Origin of the sequence: Allosalinactinospora lopnorensis (assembly GCF_000981225.1) — a bacterium.
Lineage (GTDB): Bacteria > Actinomycetota > Actinomycetes > Streptosporangiales > Streptosporangiaceae > Allosalinactinospora > Allosalinactinospora lopnorensis.
In genome coordinates this window covers 1-18639 of record NZ_LAJC01000046.1, presented here as the reverse complement: position 1 = coordinate 18639, position 18639 = coordinate 1, and the positions used below count along the sequence as shown (strand labels likewise).

Annotated in this window: 19 protein-coding genes and 1 pseudogene; 13 read left to right on the top strand and 7 right to left on the bottom strand. The window is 71.4% G+C overall.

The annotated features are described in order from the left end of the window. The first annotated feature begins 82 nt into the window (after positions 1–82). Complete coding sequence (locus tag VS93_RS16805; RefSeq protein WP_046470868.1) at positions 83–589, top strand: GyrI-like domain-containing protein; 507 nt, start codon at positions 83–85, stop codon at positions 587–589. A gap of 37 nt (positions 590–626) precedes the next feature. Here VS93_RS16805 and VS93_RS16800 read toward each other — a convergent pair whose 3' ends face one another. The 4 genes from VS93_RS16800 to VS93_RS29280 all read right to left on the bottom strand — a co-directional run bounded on the left by VS93_RS16800 (position 627) and on the right by VS93_RS29280 (position 2143). Continuing rightward, positions 627–1349: a 5-formyltetrahydrofolate cyclo-ligase gene (locus tag VS93_RS16800; RefSeq protein WP_046470867.1), complete on the bottom strand. Its 723-nt coding sequence runs from the start codon at positions 1347–1349 to the stop codon at positions 627–629. A gap of 208 nt (positions 1350–1557) precedes the next feature. Further along, positions 1558–1779 (bottom strand): hypothetical protein, encoded by a 222-nt coding sequence (locus VS93_RS16795; RefSeq protein WP_046470866.1) that lies wholly within the window; start codon positions 1777–1779, stop codon positions 1558–1560. Beyond that, positions 1776–1973 carry a helix-turn-helix domain-containing protein gene (locus tag VS93_RS16790; protein ID WP_046470865.1) on the bottom strand — a complete coding sequence of 66 codons (198 nt, stop codon included), beginning with the start codon at positions 1971–1973 and terminating at the stop codon, positions 1776–1778. Before VS93_RS16790 ends, VS93_RS16795 begins: the two co-directional genes overlap by 4 nt. Then, on the bottom strand, positions 1970–2143 hold the full coding sequence (locus VS93_RS29280; protein ID WP_156184887.1) for a hypothetical protein: 174 nt from the start codon (positions 2141–2143) through the stop codon (positions 1970–1972). Before VS93_RS29280 ends, VS93_RS16790 begins: the two co-directional genes overlap by 4 nt. A 143-nt stretch (positions 2144–2286) precedes the next feature. Here VS93_RS29280 and VS93_RS16785 point away from each other — a divergent pair, with 143 nt between their 5' ends. Next, positions 2287–3480: a helix-turn-helix domain-containing protein gene (locus VS93_RS16785; RefSeq protein WP_046470864.1), complete on the top strand. Its 1194-nt coding sequence runs from the start codon at positions 2287–2289 to the stop codon at positions 3478–3480. Positions 3481–3529: 49 nt separating this feature from the next. Then, entirely contained in the window at positions 3530–3718 is a 189-nt protein-coding gene (locus VS93_RS16780; protein ID WP_046470863.1) for a DUF397 domain-containing protein, read from the top strand. A 74-nt stretch (positions 3719–3792) separates the two neighbouring features. On the opposite strand, the gene VS93_RS16775 is transcribed toward VS93_RS16780, so the two are convergent. Continuing rightward, on the bottom strand, positions 3793–4929 hold the full coding sequence (locus VS93_RS16775) for a hypothetical protein (RefSeq protein WP_236700589.1): 1137 nt from the start codon (positions 4927–4929) through the stop codon (positions 3793–3795). A 142-nt stretch (positions 4930–5071) separates the two neighbouring features. On the opposite strand from VS93_RS16775, the gene VS93_RS16770 reads away from it, so the two are divergent. Further along, positions 5072–6349: a sensor histidine kinase gene (locus VS93_RS16770; RefSeq protein WP_046470862.1), complete on the top strand. Its 1278-nt coding sequence runs from the start codon at positions 5072–5074 to the stop codon at positions 6347–6349. Then, positions 6346–7005, top strand: a complete 660-nt coding sequence (locus tag VS93_RS16765) for a response regulator (RefSeq protein WP_046470861.1) — start codon at positions 6346–6348, stop codon at positions 7003–7005. The genes VS93_RS16770 and VS93_RS16765 overlap by 4 nt, the downstream gene beginning before the upstream one ends. A 26-nt stretch (positions 7006–7031) precedes the next feature. On the opposite strand, the gene VS93_RS16760 is transcribed toward VS93_RS16765, so the two are convergent. After that, the gene (locus tag VS93_RS16760) at positions 7032–7733 is read right to left on the bottom strand and encodes a GAF and ANTAR domain-containing protein (RefSeq protein ID WP_046470860.1); all 702 of its coding nucleotides are present in this window, start codon (positions 7731–7733) and stop codon (positions 7032–7034) included. Positions 7734–8179: 446 nt separating this feature from the next. Here VS93_RS16760 and VS93_RS16755 point away from each other — a divergent pair, with 446 nt between their 5' ends. From VS93_RS16755 to VS93_RS29275, 8 genes are all read left to right on the top strand, one after another. After that, a complete protein-coding gene (locus tag VS93_RS16755) occupies positions 8180–8599 on the top strand; it encodes a DUF2267 domain-containing protein (RefSeq protein ID WP_046470859.1) in 420 nt (139 codons plus the stop codon). Between the two features lie 38 nt (positions 8600–8637). Beyond that, on the top strand, positions 8638–8841 hold the full coding sequence (locus tag VS93_RS16750; RefSeq protein WP_046470888.1) for a DUF2795 domain-containing protein: 204 nt from the start codon (positions 8638–8640) through the stop codon (positions 8839–8841). 29 nt (positions 8842–8870) lie between these two features. Next, the gene (locus tag VS93_RS16745; protein ID WP_046470858.1) at positions 8871–9992 is read left to right on the top strand and encodes a baeRF2 domain-containing protein; all 1122 of its coding nucleotides are present in this window, start codon (positions 8871–8873) and stop codon (positions 9990–9992) included. A gap of 301 nt (positions 9993–10293) precedes the next feature. Next, positions 10294–12243: a DNA glycosylase AlkZ-like family protein gene (locus tag VS93_RS30510; protein WP_201776664.1), complete on the top strand. Its 1950-nt coding sequence runs from the start codon at positions 10294–10296 to the stop codon at positions 12241–12243. 418 nt (positions 12244–12661) lie between these two features. Beyond that, positions 12662–13330 carry a Crp/Fnr family transcriptional regulator gene (locus VS93_RS16730; RefSeq protein ID WP_046470856.1) on the top strand — a complete coding sequence of 223 codons (669 nt, stop codon included), beginning with the start codon at positions 12662–12664 and terminating at the stop codon, positions 13328–13330. 139 nt (positions 13331–13469) lie between these two features. After that, positions 13470–14255, top strand: coding sequence for a hypothetical protein (locus VS93_RS16725; RefSeq protein WP_046470855.1), 786 nt, complete (start codon positions 13470–13472; stop codon positions 14253–14255). A 69-nt stretch (positions 14256–14324) separates the two neighbouring features. Continuing rightward, positions 14325–15962: a hypothetical protein gene (locus tag VS93_RS16720; protein ID WP_052745810.1), complete on the top strand. Its 1638-nt coding sequence runs from the start codon at positions 14325–14327 to the stop codon at positions 15960–15962. A 4-nt stretch (positions 15963–15966) separates the two neighbouring features. Beyond that, on the top strand, positions 15967–17580 hold the full coding sequence (locus VS93_RS29275; RefSeq protein WP_052745809.1) for a hypothetical protein: 1614 nt from the start codon (positions 15967–15969) through the stop codon (positions 17578–17580). Here VS93_RS29275 and VS93_RS28265 read toward each other — a convergent pair. Next, a pseudogene (locus VS93_RS28265) lies at positions 17520–18590 on the bottom strand (IS630 family transposase); the annotation flags it as partial. The gene VS93_RS29275 and the pseudogene VS93_RS28265 sit on opposite strands and share 61 nt — an antisense overlap. Positions 18591–18639: the final 49 nt, after the last annotated feature.

Sequence of the window (18639 nt, the reverse complement as noted above, 5' to 3'; positions counted from 1 at the left end):
GGGTCCGGAACCGGGCCTTTCTGGGACGCGCGCACGAGTACCGGATCAACACGTCAGGCCAGTTCTTGCCAGGGAGTCAGGAATGATCAGCGAACCGAAGAAGGACGTGCACGCCGAGCGGCCCTACGTCGCCATTCCGATCAGGGTCACGTTCCGGGAGTGGGGGCAGGCCAACGCGCTTGTGGGGGAGGTCTTCGAATGGCTGGAGCGGAAGGGGATCCAGCCGGCCGGCCCTCCGTTCTTCCGGTACCGGGTGATCGGCGGCACGGAGAAGAGGTTCTCCCTCGAAGTGGGGGTACCGGTCGCAAGCGCCGTCCCGGGAGACGGCCGGGTCATAGCGGGCGCCATGCCGGCCGGCACGTACGCCACGCTCGTCCACACCGGCCATCCGGACCGGCTGGGCGGCGCGCACGCGGCACTCCAGGACTGGGTGGCCCGCAGCGGCCTCGCGTGGGACAGCCGCAGGGAAGGCGGGGAGGAGGTGTGGGGCGGCTGCTTCGAGTCCTACACCACCGACCCGGCCCAGCAGCCCGACCTGGAGAAGTGGTCGATCGAGATCTGCTACCTGCTCGCGGACGGCGCCGCGTAGTGCCCCGCCGGCCGCGCCCGGGGCGGGCCTGCCCGTCCTATCCGCGGAGCCGCTGAAGGGCGGGAATCCGGGCGATCTTCTCCTCTTCCAGGTGCGACCACAGGATTCCGGGGGAGCGGCGGGGAGCCCGGGTGGGCAGCACCTCATCGGGGGTGACGACGAGGTCCACGCGGAAGTCGTGCTCGGTCTCCGGCAGCGGCTGGTCGACCACCTGGAGCGGGTGCACGGTGGTGGCGATCGCCGTGTCGGCGTCGACCAGCCCCGCCTCGGTGAGCAGGCCGAACTCCAGATCGGAGAAACCGCCGCCCTTGCCGATCCGCACCCCGTCGCGGGTGACGGCCACGGTCCCGCAGACGATCAGGTCCACGTGCGGCATCTCCTCGATCGCCGCGGCGGTGCCGTACTGGCCGGCCCCTTTGATCGAGGAGGCCTTGCGGGGCGCGACCGGCAGGCGCGCCGGGTCGAGAAGGGTGAACGGCCTGTCCTCGACAAGGCGGGGGACGGCCATGTAGACCAGCTTCCCCTCGGCCACCGCGCGGGTGCGCACGGGCCACTGGGGCGAGTCCGGGTTGGACTTGACGATCCGCGCGTCCTGCCATTCCGGCAGCTCCGCCAGCCTCTCGGCGGCGCGCTCCGCCCCCACGAAATTGGGGATGCGCCCATGCGCCCCGGGGAACCGCGCCGCACGCTCCTGCCGCAGCAGATCCCAGACCCGGTTCCGCACCTCGTCCTTGGCCTCCGCGGCTTCCGCGAGATCCACCGTTCCTCCTCACCGAGTCCGCCGCCGGTCGCGCAGGCGGCCACAGGAGATCATCGCACGGTCCCGGCCGGTCCCCTCCCGGCTTCTTCCCCGGAGAGGGCAGGGGTATCGCGGTACTCCTCCGGACAGGAGCAGGCCCCCGCCGCAGGACGGTTTGCGGCGGGGGCGGGTCCGCGCGCCTGCGAAGGGGGCGGCAGGCGCGCGGGGGTCACATGTGTTCGAAGGGCGATTCCCAGTTCAGGGGTGGGGGCTGGTGGCGGTTGGGCACGACGCACACCAGCGTGGTGGTCCCATGTGTGGCGGCGTAGACGTCGTTGCCCTCCAGGGTGATCCCGCGCTGGCGGACGGGCACTCCCATGCTGCTCGCCCAGGCGTGCAGGGTGTCCAGGTCGGGCACCTGGCGGATCTCGCAGTAGGTGGTCGGGTTCACCGCTTCGCCTCCTGCAGGGAGTCGCGCAGCGCGTAGACGTCACCGGCGCGGTAGATCCGCCAGCCGGTTTGGGGGTTGCGCAGGTAGCGGATCCGGTCCTGGCGGGCCCATTGGCGCATCGTGGAAGGGGAGATGCCCAGAATCTCGGCGGCCTCCTGGGTTTGGACGTACAGGTCCAGATGGATGTCGCTCACGCCGCCACCGCCTCGGGGAGAAGGCCGAGAAGACGATCGGCGGCGGTGACCCAGCACCGGCGGCGGACGATCCAGGCCGCACGCGCCTGCCGCTCGGTTCGCCGCCGCCGCTCGGCGGCGAGCAGGTAGGGGCGGATCCGTGCGTTTCGGCGCGGTGGCAGGATGACCATGTCATCAACTCCTGGGTAGTTGGTGGCCGCGCCCCCGGACGGTTGCCGCCGTCGCGGGGGTCCCGTTTCCCACTACTGTTCTGCGCGTCCACAGATTCCGGATCCGCCTGTCTGTAGGCCAATCCGTAGGCCACCATGGACACATGGCTCCCGAGACGTTCCCCCGGATGCTCAAGCGGCACCGCACGGCGCGCGGCTGGTCGCAGCAGCGGCTGGCCGAGGTGCTGTGCGCGGAATCCGGGCGCCCCACGGTGACGCGCCAGGAGGTCTACCGCTGGGAGTCCGGCCGCCGGGTGCCCAGGTTCTGGCTGCCGCACCTCGCCTCCGTGCTCGACATCCCACGGGAGGAACTGGAACGCGCCCTCGCGGCTGCCGACACGCCGTCTCCCACCCTCGCCGAGCTTTTGCCCGGGGACAGGCCCGTAGCGGCGCTGTCGGCCACGACCGGGCGTCGGATCGGACGGTCCGCGGCGGATCGTCTCGTCGCGCGCGTGCATGCGCTGCGACTCGCTGACGACGTCATGGCGGGACACGACCTGATCGGGCCGGCGTTTCGCGAGTTTGAGGCGGCCGTCGCGCTGCTTCGGGAAGGCACGCACACGGAAGCCGTGGGAAGGGCGTTGCATGTGGCCGTGGGGGAACTGGCGCAGATCGCCGGGTGGATCGCCTCCGACGCTGGCCAGCACGACCGGGCGGAGCAGGCATATCGGCTCGGCCTGTCGGCCGCGCGGGAAGCCGGAGACGCCACGCTCGCGGGGCAGCTCGCGGGATCACTTGCCTACCAGTGGAGCAACATCGGTCGAGTGGCCGACGCCGTGACACTGGCCGAGGCAGCACTGAACGAAGCGGGTACGGTCGCCCCGCCGCGCGCCAGAGCACTGTTCTGGGACCGGGTCGCATGGGCACACACCAGAAATGAGGACTCCCGCGCCGCCATGCGGGCACTCGGCGAAGCCGGAGAAGCCCTGTCCCGGCACGCTGATGAGGACGAACCGGCATGGCTCTACTGGGTCGACGCCGGAGAGCTACAGATCATGGAGGCGCGGGCCTATACGGAACTTCGGCGCCCACTTCGAGCCGTCCCGCTGCTCAATGACGTGCTCTCCCGCTACGACGCCACGCACACGCGCGAGATGGCGCTCTACCTGTCGTGGCTGGCGGTCGCCTACGCGGATGCGAACGAACCGGAGCAGGCGGCGGACGTGGCGCGGCGGATGCTGGATATGTCGGCGGACCTGGGCAGCGAACGCACGGCCGAACGCGCGCGAGTCGTGCGGGCATCCCTGGGACCCTTCCGGGACGTGCCCGAGGTTCGGCAGGTCTTGAACGCCGCATAGGGCCGCTCCCCTACTGCGACACCGAAGCTCCTGAAGGAGGCAATGAACGATGACCTCTAGCGATGGCTGGTTCAAGTCCAGTTATTCCAAGGGTGGGATGGACAACTGCGTGGAGTGCCGCACCGACCGTGGCACCGTTGACGTCCGCGACACGCAGAACCGTTCCGCCGGGCACCTGTCGTTCCCGGTGCCGGAGTGGTCCGCATTCCTGGCGGACCTCCGGACCGGCGACCTGTAGACCTCAGTACGTGGAACGGGGGACGGAAGCCCGGCCGGCTCCATCCCCGCGGCCGGTTCGGTGGTTACCGATGGTCACCGGGGCAGTTCTTCGGGCCGCCCTTGGCCGCAGGCGCCGCAGACGGCCCGGCGCCGTACCGCGTAGGCGACCGTGGCCACCGCCAGGGCGAGCCCCCAGGGCAGCATCGCGGCAAGGGGGCCCACGTGCGCCCAGTCCGCGCCAAGGGGAGTGCTGAACCCGCCGGCCGGCCAGGCGAGGACGACTTCTCTGCCCAGCGATGCGAGGGCGATGGCGACCACCGATGCCGGCAGCACCGCGAGCGCCACGGGGACCCTGCGGCCGGCGAGCCCCGCCATCCACCGGGGGAAGCGCACCCCCCAGTTCCGTACCAGCCCCAACATCAGCACCACCCCGGCCAGCCCGGCCGTGCCCAGCCCGATACCGGTCTCGACCACACCCGGTTCGGCCTGCAACCGGGCCCAGGACTCGGCGTCCATACCCACAGGAATCCCGAAGAGCCAAGGCAGCCGCACCGCCGGGTAGCACAGGGCGGAGACGACGGCCACCGCCACGGCGACGCGGCCGACGCGCAGCGCCCGGCCGCGCACCGCCTCCTCCCGCTCCAACGACCACCCCGCGGTCCTTCCGCAGTCGGAGCAGGCACCACGTTGGGCCCTGCCGCGGGTGAGCGCGGCCATCCCCCAGACCAGCCCGCCGACCAGGCAATGCAGTAGGAAGAGCGTCTCGGGGGCGAACAGCGCTTCCAGGTACGCGGGCCACATGCCGGGCAGGAACCAGCCCAGCGCCAGGGTCACGGGCGTGTAGCCCAAAAACGCGAGCAGTTTCCCGTGGACCAGCACGAGTAGCGTGGTCGCCGCCATGAGCCAGGCCCCCACCACAGTGGCCCGGCCTGTGCCCTCACCGGTGGCGCGTAGTGCCGCGATCGCGCAACCAATCCCGAGCAGGCCGAGGACCAGCGTGAACGCGGTGCCGATCAGCGGGTCGTAGCCGTTGAACACGGCACCGGGCGACGCCGTCTCGGTGTCCGTGAGGGGCGAGGGGAGCAGGCCGGACGCCCATGCCAGGGCCAATGCGGCGGTGATGGCCGACCAGGCGAGCGCCAGCCGGACGCTCCAGCCGGCCCGCCACTCCGGCTGCGCGGGGTCCGGGACCCCCGCCGCGGGGTCGGCGTGGCGCGGGTGTCCGTTCATCGGGATTCTCCTTGCGAGAAGCGGTTTCGGTCCTGCGCACCAACGCTCGCGGATCCTCCGCGCCGGCACCTCACCCTGTGCGGGGGTTCCGCTCCCTCGGAAGAGGGAGGTGATGGTGCCGCCACCGTGCGACGATCCCCGTGTGAGGATCATCCGGCTCGCCATCGCCCCGTTGCGCGGCTCCGCCACCTACCGGCGCTGGGTCTACCTCGTCCTGGGCGGCGTCCTCTTCGTGCCCTTCCTGCTCGCGGTCCTGGTGCTGTTCTCACTGCTGTTCCTCCCGGACCCGCGGACTCCCGAGACGTCCGGCTTCGGCCTCCAGGGGATCACGGCGACGGCCACGGCCGCTGTCCTGGGGAGCACCACCGTCTGGGCGCCCGGGGTGCGTGCGCAGCAGGCGCAGATCACCCGCTCCCTGCTGGGCGGCCCGCTCGCCGCCGAGCCGCCGGCGCGGTCGGCCACCTGGCGGTCCCGGGCCCGCGCCGCCTGCTGGCTGGCGCTGCACTTCGTCGTCGGCTTCGCCGTCAGCCTGGCCACCATGGTCGGGCTCACGGAATCGGCCCTGTTCGTCCTGGCCCCCTTTACCGCCGATCCGTACTTCCTCCTCGACGGAGCGCCGTTCCTCCCCGAGGGGATGCCGCTGACCGGCGCGTGGAAATGGCTGGGCCCGCCCGTTGGGGCGGTGCTGCTCGTCGGGCTGGTCTACACCGTCGCGGCCATCGGCGCCGGAGCCGCCCGCCTAGCTCCACTGTTCTTGGGACCGGCCGCGGCCGATCGGCTCGCCGCGGCCCAGGCCCACGCCGACGACCTCACCGAACGCAACCGCCTGGCCGCCGAGCTCCACGACTCCATCGGGCACGTCCTGTCCGTCGTCGCCCTGCAGGCCGGGGCCGCCGCCCGCGTCCTGGACCGGGACCCCGCGTTCGCCCGCGGCGCTCTTGAGGCGATCGCCGAGCAGGCGCGCACCGCCACCGCCGAACTCGACCACGTTCTCGGTCTCCTCCGAGAGGAACGCACCGACGTCGCGCCGCAGCGCACCCTGGCCGAACTGCCGCACCTCGTCGAGGCCGCCCGGACCGCGGGGACCGACCTCCGGTTCGACCGGACCGGCCCGCTCGGCGCCGTGCCGGGTGTGCTGTCCAGGGAGATGCACCGCATCTGCCAGGAGGGGATCACCAACGCCCTGCGCCACGGCGGCAAGAGCGGCCCCATAACCGTCGAACTGCGCGTCGAGGACGCACGCGTGCGGCTGCTCATCAGCAATCCGGCCGCACCGCACCGCCGCACCCGTCCCGGCGGCGGCAGAGGGATACGAAGCATGGAGGAGCGCGTACGCCTGCTCGGCGGCGAGCTGGAGGCGGGGACACGCGAGGGCGTATGGTGCCTGACCGTCACGATCCCCTGGAAAGGGAACCGATGATCGCCGTTGCTCTTGTCGACGACGAGGCCCTGGTCCGAGCGGGGCTCGGTGCCCTCATCGAGGCCGAGGCGGACATGCGGATCGCCGGGGAGGCGGACGACGGCAGCGGCGTCCTCGACCTCGTGCGGCGTACCCGCCCCGACATCGTCCTGGTGGACGTGCGCATGCCCGGAATGGACGGGATCCAGGCGGCCACCGCCCTCATAGGCGCGCTGGACCGTCCCCCCAAGACCATCGTCGTCACCACCTTCGAGAACGACGACTACGTTTACGGCGCGCTGCGCGCCGGAGCCTCGGGGTTCCTGCTCAAGCGCAGCCGCCCGGAGGACATCCTCGCCGCGATCCGCCTGGTGCACAACGGAGAATCCCTGCTCTTCCCCGCCGCGATCCGCTCGCTCGCCGCCACCCGCCCCCGTGTGGACACGCCCGCGGCACGGGCGGTCGGGTCCCTGACCGAGCGGGAGACGAGCACGCTGGCGCTCATGGCGCGGGGGCTGTCCAATGCCGAGATCGCCGCGGAGATGTTCGTCAGCGTGGAGACGGTGAAGACGCACGTCTCCAACATCCTCGCCAAACTCGGGGCCCGCGACCGGACGCAGGCGGTCGTGGCCGCCTACGACTCGGGCCTCGTCCGGGCCGGGCAGGCGCGCGGCTGAACGCGTCCGGGGAGGCGTACGGCGGTTCACTCGCTGTGGGGGGTCTCTCCGGTCTGGCCGACACGGCGGGCGACGTCGCGGAGCTTGGTGTTGGACTCCATGGACGCCTTCTTCAGCACGTCGAAGGCCTGTTGGCTGGTGAGTTTGTAGCGTTCCATGAGAATGCCCACCGCCTCGCCGATCTCCTGGCGGGTGGCGTAACCGTGGCGCAGCGTGTCCTCGCGCTGGGCACCGGCGATGGCCACAGCGGCGTGTGAGGCGAAAACCCACCCGATCTCCCGGGAGTGCTCGTCGAAGGCGCTGGGCGCGCGCGAGTACAGGTCCAGCGCTCCGAGAACTCCGTTGTGGGTGAACAGTTCGAAGCCCATCAGGGATCTGATCCCCAGTCCCAGAGCACGCGGGCGGTAGGCCGGCCACCGGGTCTCCTGCGCCATGTCCTCCACGTGGAAGCTGCGCTCGTAGCGGGCGGCGTCGAGGCACGGCCCTTCGTTGCACTCGTACTGGGCCCGGTCCGACTCCTGAACGAGCTCACCGGTGGCGGCGGGCGTCTCGTAGGTGTGCTTGCGCCGGTCGATCAGCAGGACGCCGGCCTCCTCGCAGCCGTCGATGGTCTTCACCGCCAGTTTCACGATCCCGTCGAGCACGTTCTGCACCGAACCCTGGTCGAGCAGATCCCTGGCGATGGTGGCGAAGATGCGTAGATACCCGTCCGATTGGAACTCGCTCACCGTTCCCCCTTATGGGCCTCCATGGCCCTTGAACCGAAAGCTATCCGAACGGGAAACGCGAAGACGGATATACCGCATCCCTTATGGGAACGGAGCCGAACCTCTACAGAGGCCGGCGAGACAGGTCCCCGCATCCTGGTGCCTTCCCCGAAAGGCGGCTCTCACACGGGGGCGGCGTGTCCGGAACCGCGCAGCACCGGGCGGTTCGCGAGGTGAGACGGATCCCAGGTTCGTCCGCGGGGGCAGCCGGGCAGGGGACCCCATAGGGGCAGCGGGCGTGGTCGCGGGGTGCCACGCGGCCGGTCCCGGGATCCGCCCCGGGGCCGCGGTGAGGGCGCCGCACCGCGCCAAGGCGCCGTACGGAAGACGAAGCCACACGCGGCCGGGCGCACCTGAGGCTTACCGGCACAGGTCCGTTGCCCGGCCAACGGAAAAGGAGCGGACGAATGCATCCAGGGAGCACGGACGGGGCCGCGGAGAATTTCCTGGCCCGTGTCCAGCAGCACGCCGGAGTCACCTCGCGGAGCGAGGCCGAGCGGCTGACCAGAGCGACCCTGAACGCGCTGTCCGAGAACGTCAGCGGTGGCCAGATGGACGATCTCGTCCGCCGGCTTCCCGAGGAACTGCGCCCCGACACGGCACACGCTTCGGGGCACGCCGCGGCCTTCGACAAGGGCGCCTTTCTCGACAAGGTCAGCGGGGGTATCGGCACGGTGGACCCGGAGGAGGCCGAGCGGCAGGTGAGCGCGGTCCTGGGCACGGTGCGGGAATGGGCCCCGCCGGAACAGACCGCCGACACGATGGCCCAGCTCCCGCCGGAGTTCGCGCGATTGTTCCAGCCGCCCGGCGGGCAGCGCGAACAGTGACACCGCACGTCGGGACCGACGTGGAAGGTGAGGCTCTCATGACATCCGCAGACCGGCGCCGGGTCCGCAAGGCCCTGCAGGGGAAGGACTTCCCGGCTGACAGATCGGATCTCGTCGCCTACGCCGAGGAGCGGGGCTCGGACAGCACGACCATGGAGGCGCTCCGCGCTGTCCCCGACAGGGAGTACCACGACGTCGCCGACGTGGAGAACTCCGTGCCGCAGAACCCCCGCCGAGCATGACACGCGACTTTGGAAAGCGAAGCTGACCGATGGATCTTACGTTTCTCGAACCCGTGTACGGCCATCCCGGCCCCGTCGCCTCCGTGCACATCAACGTCTCCCGGGACGCCGAGGACGCCGACCACGCCGTCCGTCTGCGGTGGGGCAAGGCGCGCGAGGACCTGGCGGCGCAGGGCGCGGACGAGGAGACCCTGCACGCCCTGGACGAGGTCGTCGGTCGCACCGATGACGCCTCGGGCCCCCTTGGCCAGATCGTGTTCGCCGCCGGCGGCGAGGTGCTCCTCGACCTCCTGGTCTCCGAGCCGCCGCAGGACCACCAGGCGCGGTTCGGCCCGCTGGCCGACCCGATGCTCTACCTGAGCCGCCGCGGGCGGCACGTGCCCTACGTCCTCGCGGTCGTCGACAGCATCGGCGCCGATCTCAGCGCGGAGTACGCCAGCGGCCGGCGGCGCACCGAACGGGTGGAGGGCGACGAAGAGCCCACCCACAAGCCCCGCGGCGGCGCGTACCACCACAAGCAGATGCAGCGCGCGGTCGACGAGCAGGTCGGCCAGAACGTCAAGCGTGTCGTCGACGCGGTCCGCGGGCTCGCCGAGCAGAGCGGCGCGGAGGTCATCGCCGTCGCGGGCGAGGTGCAGGTCCGCGGGGAGGTCATCGACCAGCTTCCCGACGGCCTGCGCGGGATGGCCGTCGGACTCGAAGCGGGCAGCCGCGCCGCGGGGTCGGAGGAGTCGCCCCTTGACGCCGAACTCCGCCAACGGTTGGACGAGCGCGCCGGTGAACAGGTGCGGGCCGTCGCCAACGCGTTCGAGGAGGAGCGCGGCAACCGGGAGCGTGCGGCCGAAGGGCTGGCGCCGGTGGTCTACGCGTTGCAGCGTGCCCAGGTGCGGACGCTCCTGTGGTCGCCCGACCTCGTGGGAGGCGACACCGAACTGTGGACCGGCCCCTCGGGGGAGCAGATCGCGCTCACCGAGAAGGAGCTGCGCGACATCGGCGTCCAGGAGCCGGTCCGGGCGAGCGCGGACACGGCACTCGTGCGCGCGGCCGTGGCGACCTCGACCGACCTGGTGTTCGTGGCGCAGCGCGACGTGCGGTTGGACGAGGGCATCGGCGCGGTGCTGCGTTTCTCCGACCCCTCGCTGACCGGCTGAGCGGCCGCCCGCCGGCGAGGAGCTGCCGACCGACCTGCCGCAGGGCGGAATCCGCCGGACGGTTCGCCTCGCTCTCGGGACGAGGCGCGAGAACGGGCCACCCACGCGGCGGCGGTCCGCGGCCTCGGTTCGGACAGCCCGTGTGCGCGGTCCCGGCAGAGGCGGAGAGCCCGACCGCCGAAGGGGTGGAAAGGCGGTCCGGCCCGAGGAGGAATGTCACAGGCGGATGCTCCAATGGCGGCGTACGCCGGCGCGTCACCGCCGGTCCCCGTCCACGGCGTTCGAAAAAGGTGAGCGTGCCATGGCCGCCCTCTCGGAGATCACCCTGCTGCGGCTGGTCGCGCAGCGCCTCGCGGGTTCCCGCGCGGACAGCGCGGCCGGTGCCGTCGCCCACCTGACCGCCGTGCAGGCGCAGCACCATCCCGGGGCGCTCACCTCGGTCGCGCTGCGCACCACCAAGGGCACGCGCCGGGCGGTGGAGGTCGCGCTCGACGCGGGCGAGGTCGTGAAGTCCTGGCCGATGCGCGGCACCCTGCACCTCGTCACCGCCGCGGATCTGCCCTGGATGCTGGAGGTGCTGGCGCCGCGTGTACTCGCGCGGAACGCCCGCCGCCGCGCCCAGTTGGGGCTCGACGAGCCCGCGCTCGGCCGCGCCCGCGACCTGGCGGTGGAGGCACTGCGCGGCGGGGGCCGGATGCGTCGGGAGGAGCTGCTCGCCGTCTGGGACGCGGGCGGGCTGGAACCGGCGGGTGGACGCGGGTACCACATGCTGGTCCACCTGAGCATGACCGGGACGCTGTGCTTCGGACCGTCGGCCGCGGGCGAGCAGCAGATCGTGCTGCTCGAGGAGTGGATCCCCGCACCGCGTCGCCCGGAGCGCGAGGAGGCGCTCCGCGAGCTGGCCGAACGGTACTTCCGCGGCCACGGCCCGGCCACCGTGCGGGACTTCCTCCGGTGGACCGACCTGCCCGCCGCCGACGCCAGGGCGGGAGTGGCGCTGGCCCGGTCCGGGCTCGACACGGTCGAGGCCGACGGCACCGAATACCTGATGGATCCGGAGACCCCCCGCCTCCTCGACGCCCATCGCGACGAGGCGCGAGGGGTGTTCCTGCTGCCCGGTTTCGACGAGTTCGTCCTGGCTACGCCGACCGCAGCGCGATGCTCGCCCCCGAGTTCGCCCAGCGCATCGTTCCCGGCGGCAACGGTGTGTTCCGGCCGACCGTGGTGGCGGGCGGCCGGATCATCGGGACCTGGAAGCACGCCGGCCGCGGCGCGCAGCGGAGGGCGGAGGCGACTCCGTTCGAGGAGTTCGACGCGGAGACCGCCGAGGCGATTCCCGAGCTGTACGCCGCCCTGCCCGGCTGACCGTTCCTCCCGCCGCCGCGCGCGGCCACGGTCCGCGCCGTCCGCCCGGGAACGAGAGCGGCACCTGTGCCGAGGAGTCCGTGTCCGAAAGCCGGTCGGCGAGCCGTTCAGGATGGTCCATGCTCCGGAGCCGGGGCGCTGTACGCCCCGTACAGAGGAGTCCTGCGCGGCCAAGGGCGGTCCTCGGGCCGCGGAGGTGGAAGACTGTGCGGATCCGGGAGTGAACGCTGGGAGCGGGGCAGGTGTGATGGAGATCCGCGCTTTCGCCGAGACCGACCGCGCCGAGCTGCGCGGGCTTTTCGGCCGTGCGGGCGAGGGTGCCCCGACGGCTTCACTGTGGGGGCACGAGGAGTCCGAGGCGGCCGTCTACCTGGACCCGTACATGGACCTGGAACCGCGGTCGCTCTTCGTCGCCGTGGCCGACGGGGCTCTGGTCGGCTACCTGGCGGGATGCCTCGACAGCTCGACGTTTCCCGATGAGAGCGAACGCATGAAGAAGGCCATCAGGACCCACCGGCTGGTCCTCCGGCCCGGGCCCGCCGCCTTCTTCGCGCGCAGCCTGGTCGACATGGCGTGGGCAGCGCTCCGGAGAGAGCCCACCGCGGGAGACTTCGGCGATGCCCGGTGGCCGGCGCACCTGCACATCAATGTGGCGCCCCGGACGCGGGGGACCGGTGCCGCCGATGGGCTGATGGAGCGGTGGCTCGATCGGCTCAAGGAAACCGGCTCACCAGGATGCCACCTGCAGACCCTGGTGGAGAACACCCGTGCGGTGCGGTTCTTCGAACGCATGGGCTTCGCCGGGTACGGCCCGACTCCACTGGTCCCCGGCATCCGGTACGGCGGCAGGCGGTTTCACCAGCAGACGATGGTCTGGAGCCCGTGACCGCCGCCCACCGGCTCGCCCGGAATCGGGCGGCGCGGGTGCCGATCCCCGCCCGGCGCCCGGACGACCCGCAGCGCTGCGGGAACCTGCTTCGCCCGGTGTCCGGTGGGATACCCGCCACGATTGCCCGGAGTGTGGTCGATCGGCGACACAAGGGGTAGCCGGGGCGCACGGCCGGATTCCCCGGAGTGAACGGGGCGGTGCGGTTCGTGGGCAACGCGAACCGCCGCGTCGAATGTCCCGATCGCGAACTGATCATATGACCAGACACCTCGAATGCGTGAATGGCAGGCCGGAATCACATTTACGCAAATTTTCCCGGATGCTCGGGCGCGGGATAAACGTACCCAAAAGCATGGAGACGAGGTGGTGCGAACGACCGATCGGGGAGACTGGCCGGCCGATCAGAGGGGGAACGGTGGAAAGGCAAGGATTCGGTGGTCTTCTACCTGATGATCAATGGAATCGTTTGATTTCCGCGGGAAGCCGTCGAGTATTCGGCAATGGTAAGGAGATCATGCGGCAGGGTGAGACGGCCGACACCGTCCATCTGCTCGAACGGGGGACGGTCAGGATCACCGTGATCCGCGCGGACGGCGACCACTCCCTGATCGGAGTGCGCGGGCCGGGGGAGCCGCTGGGGGAGCTGTCGGTGCTCTCCGGGCTGCCGCGCACCGCGACGGTCGCCGCCTCGGGCGGCACGTGCGTCACCTACGTCGTCAAGGGCGAGCGCTTTCGCCAGATGGTGAGAGGCATGGAGCTGGAGCGCGCGCTGTGGCAGCACATCGTGCGGCGGCAGCAGGAGAACGAGGTGCTGCAGGCCGAACTCGTCGCGCTCACGCCCAAGCGGCGCCTGGCGGAGATCCTGCTCCGGCTCTCCTTCGCGGACGGCGCCGACACGCCGACGCGCGTACTCACGATCCCGCAGAAGGAGCTTGTCGGGCCGGTCGGGCGGTCGCGGTCCTGGATCCAGGAGGAGTTCAGGCGTTTGCGCAGTGCCGGGATCATCAGCACCAAACGCCTGCAGGTCGTCATCCACGACGTCGACCGGCTGCGGCGCCTGGCCGGAGGCGAAAAAGCGGAGTGAACCCGACCGGTTCCTGTCTACTCGTGAGAAACATCGTCATTGTGTCCAGTCCTGGACATTGCCCTGCTGAGGGCGGGTGATCGTGAATCCGTACCGCCAAATCGGCGGTACACGAACCCGTCTGGAGCCACGAAACACAATGACGGAGAATCCGCGCCGCTCACGGCGCACCAGCACTGCGATGCCGCCGTACCGCGGTGTGCTGGCCTTGGACGCCGAGCGGTATTCGCAGACGTCGTCCCGCCATCAGGGAATTCTGAGCGGCACCATTCCGGAAGTCCTGGAGGAGGCGTTCCGCCGCAGCGGCCTGGAGAGCGTGTGGGCCCACCGCTCGTTTCCCCAGCGGACCGGTGACGGCTACCTGGTCGGGGTCCCGCCCGAGGATCTGCCCCTGCTCATCGACCCTCTGCTCGGCGAGCTGCAGAGTGTCCTCGCGGAGGTCCAGCCCGGCCTGGCGTTCGAGGACCGCGGGCTGCGCCTGCGGCTGCGCGCGGCGATCGGCGTCGGCCCCCTGCCCGACAGCGGAGGCGACGACGGCGACGGCGTCGGCACGGCCATGAACGAGACCCACCGCGTCCTGGACGCCCCGGTCCTGCGGACCGCGCTGGCCGGCTCCGACCCCGACATCACGTTCCTCGCGGCCGGTCTCACCCAGCGGGTATACGAGGACGCGGTGCTCGGGGGATACGTCGGCCTGCCCGCCCGCCGGTTCACCCCGGCCGACATCACGCTCGCCGAGAAGGACTTCCGGGCCCGGGCCTACCTGCACACCCCCGTGCCCTCCTCGCGCCCCGCCGACGAGACGGGCCAAACGGGCGCGGCCGGTGCCGTGGGCGGCGACAGCGGGCGCACTCATCCCGACAGCGGTCGGCCGCCTCGCGTACGGCGCGGCACCGTCGTTTTCGAGGCGGTCCCCGATGCCTAGGCACGGCCTGCCCCGCGCGGCGCCGCGGACACGGACCGGCGCACACGGCTCCGCGGGAGTGGGGGAGACATGGTGGTAAGTCCCGATGGGCACCTCGACCCGGTGCGCACGTCGGTCATCGACACCCTGGTCGACATGGGACGGCCGGAGGGCGCCACCCGGGCCGCGCCCGATACCACCGCGTTCGCGCGCAGCGAGGTCACGCGGCTGCTGAGCATCGCGGCCTATCTGGACCACGGCTTCCGCGGGTGGGTGCTGGCGATGCTGGTCCGAGCCCGGCACCGGGCCGTCACCCCCTCACTGGGGTTCGACGCGGTCACCGTGCTGGCCCACTGCCTGCGCGCCCGCGGCGTGGAGAGGGAGGCGGAGCGGCGGACCACCCTGGCCTGGGGAGTCGCGGTCGGCTTGGTGGTGGTCCTGGTGTGGCGTGTCGTCACCGTCCTCGCCTCCGTCGTCGGCGGCGAAGATCCGGGGGCCGAGCCGGTCGTGCTCCTGCTGGTCATGGTCGCCCTGGCGGTGGTGCTCCTCGCTCCCCATTTCATGGGGAGAGGCACCACCTACCGGGCGCTGATGCGGATCCGGGCCCTGATCCTGCCCCAGGACTCCGCGCGGGCCCACCGGGAGCGCGTGCTGCGCATCCTCACCCGCGAACTCAGCGAGGAGCGGTTCACCGGACGGGCGCCCAAGGCCGCGGCGGAATACCGCGAACTGCTCGACACCATCGGGCGCGAACAGCATTCACCCGTGGTCGTCTACGGTGCCGCCGCCCCCTTCCGTGGCGCCGGCGCGCCGCTGCAGCGGTGGTCGCTGGCGCTCGAACTGAGCCCGGCCGAGGACGGCGAGCGCGCCGCGCACGAGCTCACCGCTCGGCGCATCATCGACCTGGTGCGCCCGCAGTTGGAGTCTCTGACCGAGTCGGCCGCGGACGACAGCCGGGACCGCCTCGGCCGGCTGGAGATCGCCGAACACGTGTTCCTGCCCGCGCCCCTGCCCTACGGCCAAGGACGGGACGCCCTGCCCGTCGGACCGCCGGGCGACCCCGGTGTGGAGTGGCACCTGGCCGAGGCCGTCGGCGAGGGCGGAGAGACCCGGCGCCACTTCCTGCGCATCCGCATCGCCGGCTGGGAGGAGCAGCTCGTCACCACGGTGTTCGTCCGCGTGCACACCCAGGGGCGGATGCTGTTCCTGGAGGTGGCGCCGCACGTGCTCTTTCCGCTGCAGGACAAGTTCGCGATCATGGGCGGGATCGTCCAGGCGGCCACGTTGGGCATGGACGCCCGGCGCGAGATCGCCGAATACGTCCGCGTGCCCGTGCGGCCCAAGGAGCTGATGCGGGCGCTGAAGCACGAGGACGACGAGACGCCGGACTGGTCCCCCGAGGAGTGGGCGCTGCCGCCGGCGGCCAGTCTGCGGGAGTGGACGTCCTCGGACGAACTGACCCTCTTCCAGGCAATGGATGTGATCCGTTACGTCAAAACGGTGCACCTCCGGATCTCCGAAGGGGTCAAGCAGGCGCTGAAGGAGGCCGGCTACCAGACCGAGGAGTTCACGGCGCAGGCCCGGGAGCAGATAGTCAACATCGGCCAGGGCGGGGTGTTCATCGCCGGCGACGTGTCCGGAGGCGCCTTCGCCACCGGCCAGGGAGCGCACGCCCAGCACGGCGACTCGGAGGGGCGGCCCCGCCCCGGAAGCGGCGAGGGGAAGTAGCGGCATGACCGAGTTCGACACCGACCGGTATGAACACGAGCACGGGGAGGACGAGGAGATGGGCGGCGTCTATATCGGGGGGTCCATGAGCGGGGGCGCCTTCGCCATCGGGACCGACTCCACCGCCGAGGACAGCAGCCGAAGGGAGCGAACGGCAGGGGCGGAGAACCTGCCCGCACCGACCGCGCGGCCGGTCAGCGCCCCGCCGGGGCAGTTCGTAGTCGCCGGACACGCCACCGGCGGCGCCGCCCTCGGGGACGGAAGCGAGGCCGTGGACCGTTCGGTCCGCGTCTCCGCCGCCGACGCGGAGCTGCTCGCCCATCTGGCACACGTCCGCCAGGACCTGCGGAAGCTGGAGCGCACAATCGAAGTCGACGCGGCCGACAGCGAGCTGGCCAAGGCCGAGGAGGAGATCAAGGCGCAGGGCCCCCAGCGCGGTGTCCTGCGGCGGCTGCTCGGCTTTTTCCAGGGCGGCAGCGCGGTGCTGCGTGAGGCGGAGACCGCCGCCCAGGTGGTGGAGACCCTGCAGGCTCGTGGGCGGCGCTGGACGCCGCCCAGAGCGACCGATGAGCGCGGAGGACAGAGCATGACGACGGCGAACGCAGTGAACAAGGCGCGGTGGGACGCCGAACGGCAGCGTTGGGTGCGCGGCCCCGAGGTGGAGCCGCCCCTGGACGACGTGCGGCCGGTCGTCCCCGGCCTCGGGCTCGCGGGCCTGAGTGTGGCCGCGGTGCTCGCGGCGGCGTCCTACCTCCCGTTCGAGCCGGGAGAGCCCATCACCACCGCCGCCGATCTCCTGCCCGGGGCCGGCTCTGGAGCCGATTCGGGCGATGGAGGCGGCACCACCGGAGGCAACCAGGGAGCGCCCGGAGCCTCCGGCCCCGGCAGCGACGGCGGGGGAGCGGGCGAGCCCGGGGACGGGAGCGCGCCCCAGGACGCGTCCGGGGACGACGGGCCGGCCGATACCGACGGGTCCGGCGGGGAAGCCTCGGAGCCAGACGCGTCGCAGACGGAGGAACCCGGCACGGAGCCGTCGCCCTCCGCCGACTCCGACCCGTCCGAGGACGGCGAGGCCGCCGCGGATCCGGCGGCCTTCAGCCTGGCGGACTTCGCCGGCTGGGAGCGCACCGAGGGACCGCAGGACGAGGCACTCTTCACCGACCCGGACGACGCCCGGTTCTCGCTGCGGGTCACCTGGTCCGAGGACGCCGAGACTCCGGCGGAGGCGCTGGAGGACGACGTCCGCGCCCCACTGCAGGAGGAGGCGGGCTACACCCGGATCCATCTGGCCGACTGGAACGACGACGAGGGCTGGAATGTGGCGGAGGACGGGCCGCATTTCGAGTACACCCTCGACGCCGGCACCGACGACGAGCCGCAGCGCGGACTGGCCACGGCTTTCGTGGCCGACAACGGGATGACCTACACCGTTACCGCGATCGGCCCCGAAGCGAAGGAGGACCGCACCGCGATCGAGGAAGCGCTGCTCGACGCCGTGGCGGGCTTCAGCCTCACCGAGGAGGAGCCCGAGGAGGACTGGTCTTCTGAGTCAGGAATTCTGTTCAGATATGCGGCGAGGCGTTCGGGGATCTCGTCGGCGGTCTTGGTCCAGGCATAGGGCCGGGGATCGTTGGTCCAGGCGGCGATCCAGGTGCGGATGTCGGCCGCCAGGGACTGCGCGCTCTTGTGGACGCCTCGCCGGATCCGCTTGTTCGTCAACTCGGCGAACCACCGCTCCACCAGGTTCAGCCAGGACGAGCCGGTGGGCGTGAAGTGCAGGTGAAAACGTGGATGGGCCGCGAGCCAGGTCTTGACCGCAGGGGTCTTGTGGGTGGCGTAGTTGTCCAGCACCAGATGGACATCCAGGCCATGAGGTACCTCCTGGTCGAGCTTAACCAGGAACTTCTTGAACTCCTCGGCCCGGTGGCGGCGGTGCAGGGACCCGATCGCCTTCCCGCTGGCCACCTCCAGCGCGGCAAACAACGTGGTGGTGCCCGCCCGCACATAGTCGTGGGTGAGGCGCTGGGGGACTCCGGGCATCATCGGTAAAACCGGCTGGGAGCGGTCCAGCGCCTGGATCTGCGATTTTTCGTCCACGCAGAACACCAGCGCCCGCTCGGGCGGGTCCAGATACAAACCGACCACATCATGGACCTTGTCGACGAAGTACGGATCGGTCGAGAGCTTGAACGTCTGCGGGCGGTGCGGCTGCGGGCCAAACGTCCGCCAGATCCGCGACACGGTCGACTGCGACAGCCCCATCTCCTTGGCCATCGACCGGGTCGACCAGTGCGTGGCGTGGGGCGGCGTGCGCTCCAGCGTCGCGGTGACCACCGCGGCGACCTGCTCGTCGGTGACCGTCCGCGGCCCGCCAGGGCGCGGCATGTCGCCCAGACCGGCGATCCGATACTTAACGAAACGGGCCCGCCATCGGCCCACTGCCTGCGGGGGGATCCCCACCTCAGCCGCGACATCGGTGTTCGTCGCACCAGAGGCGCAGGCCACAATGATCCGGCACCGCAGCGCCCACGCCTGTGGCGTGGAACGGCGCCGCACCCACCCCTCCAGCGCAGCCCGCTCCTCCTCGGTCAGGACCAACTCGGCCCTCGGCCGCCCAGTACGCGCCATGACCCGCAGCCTACACTTCTGAACAGAATCCCTGACTCAGAAGACTAGT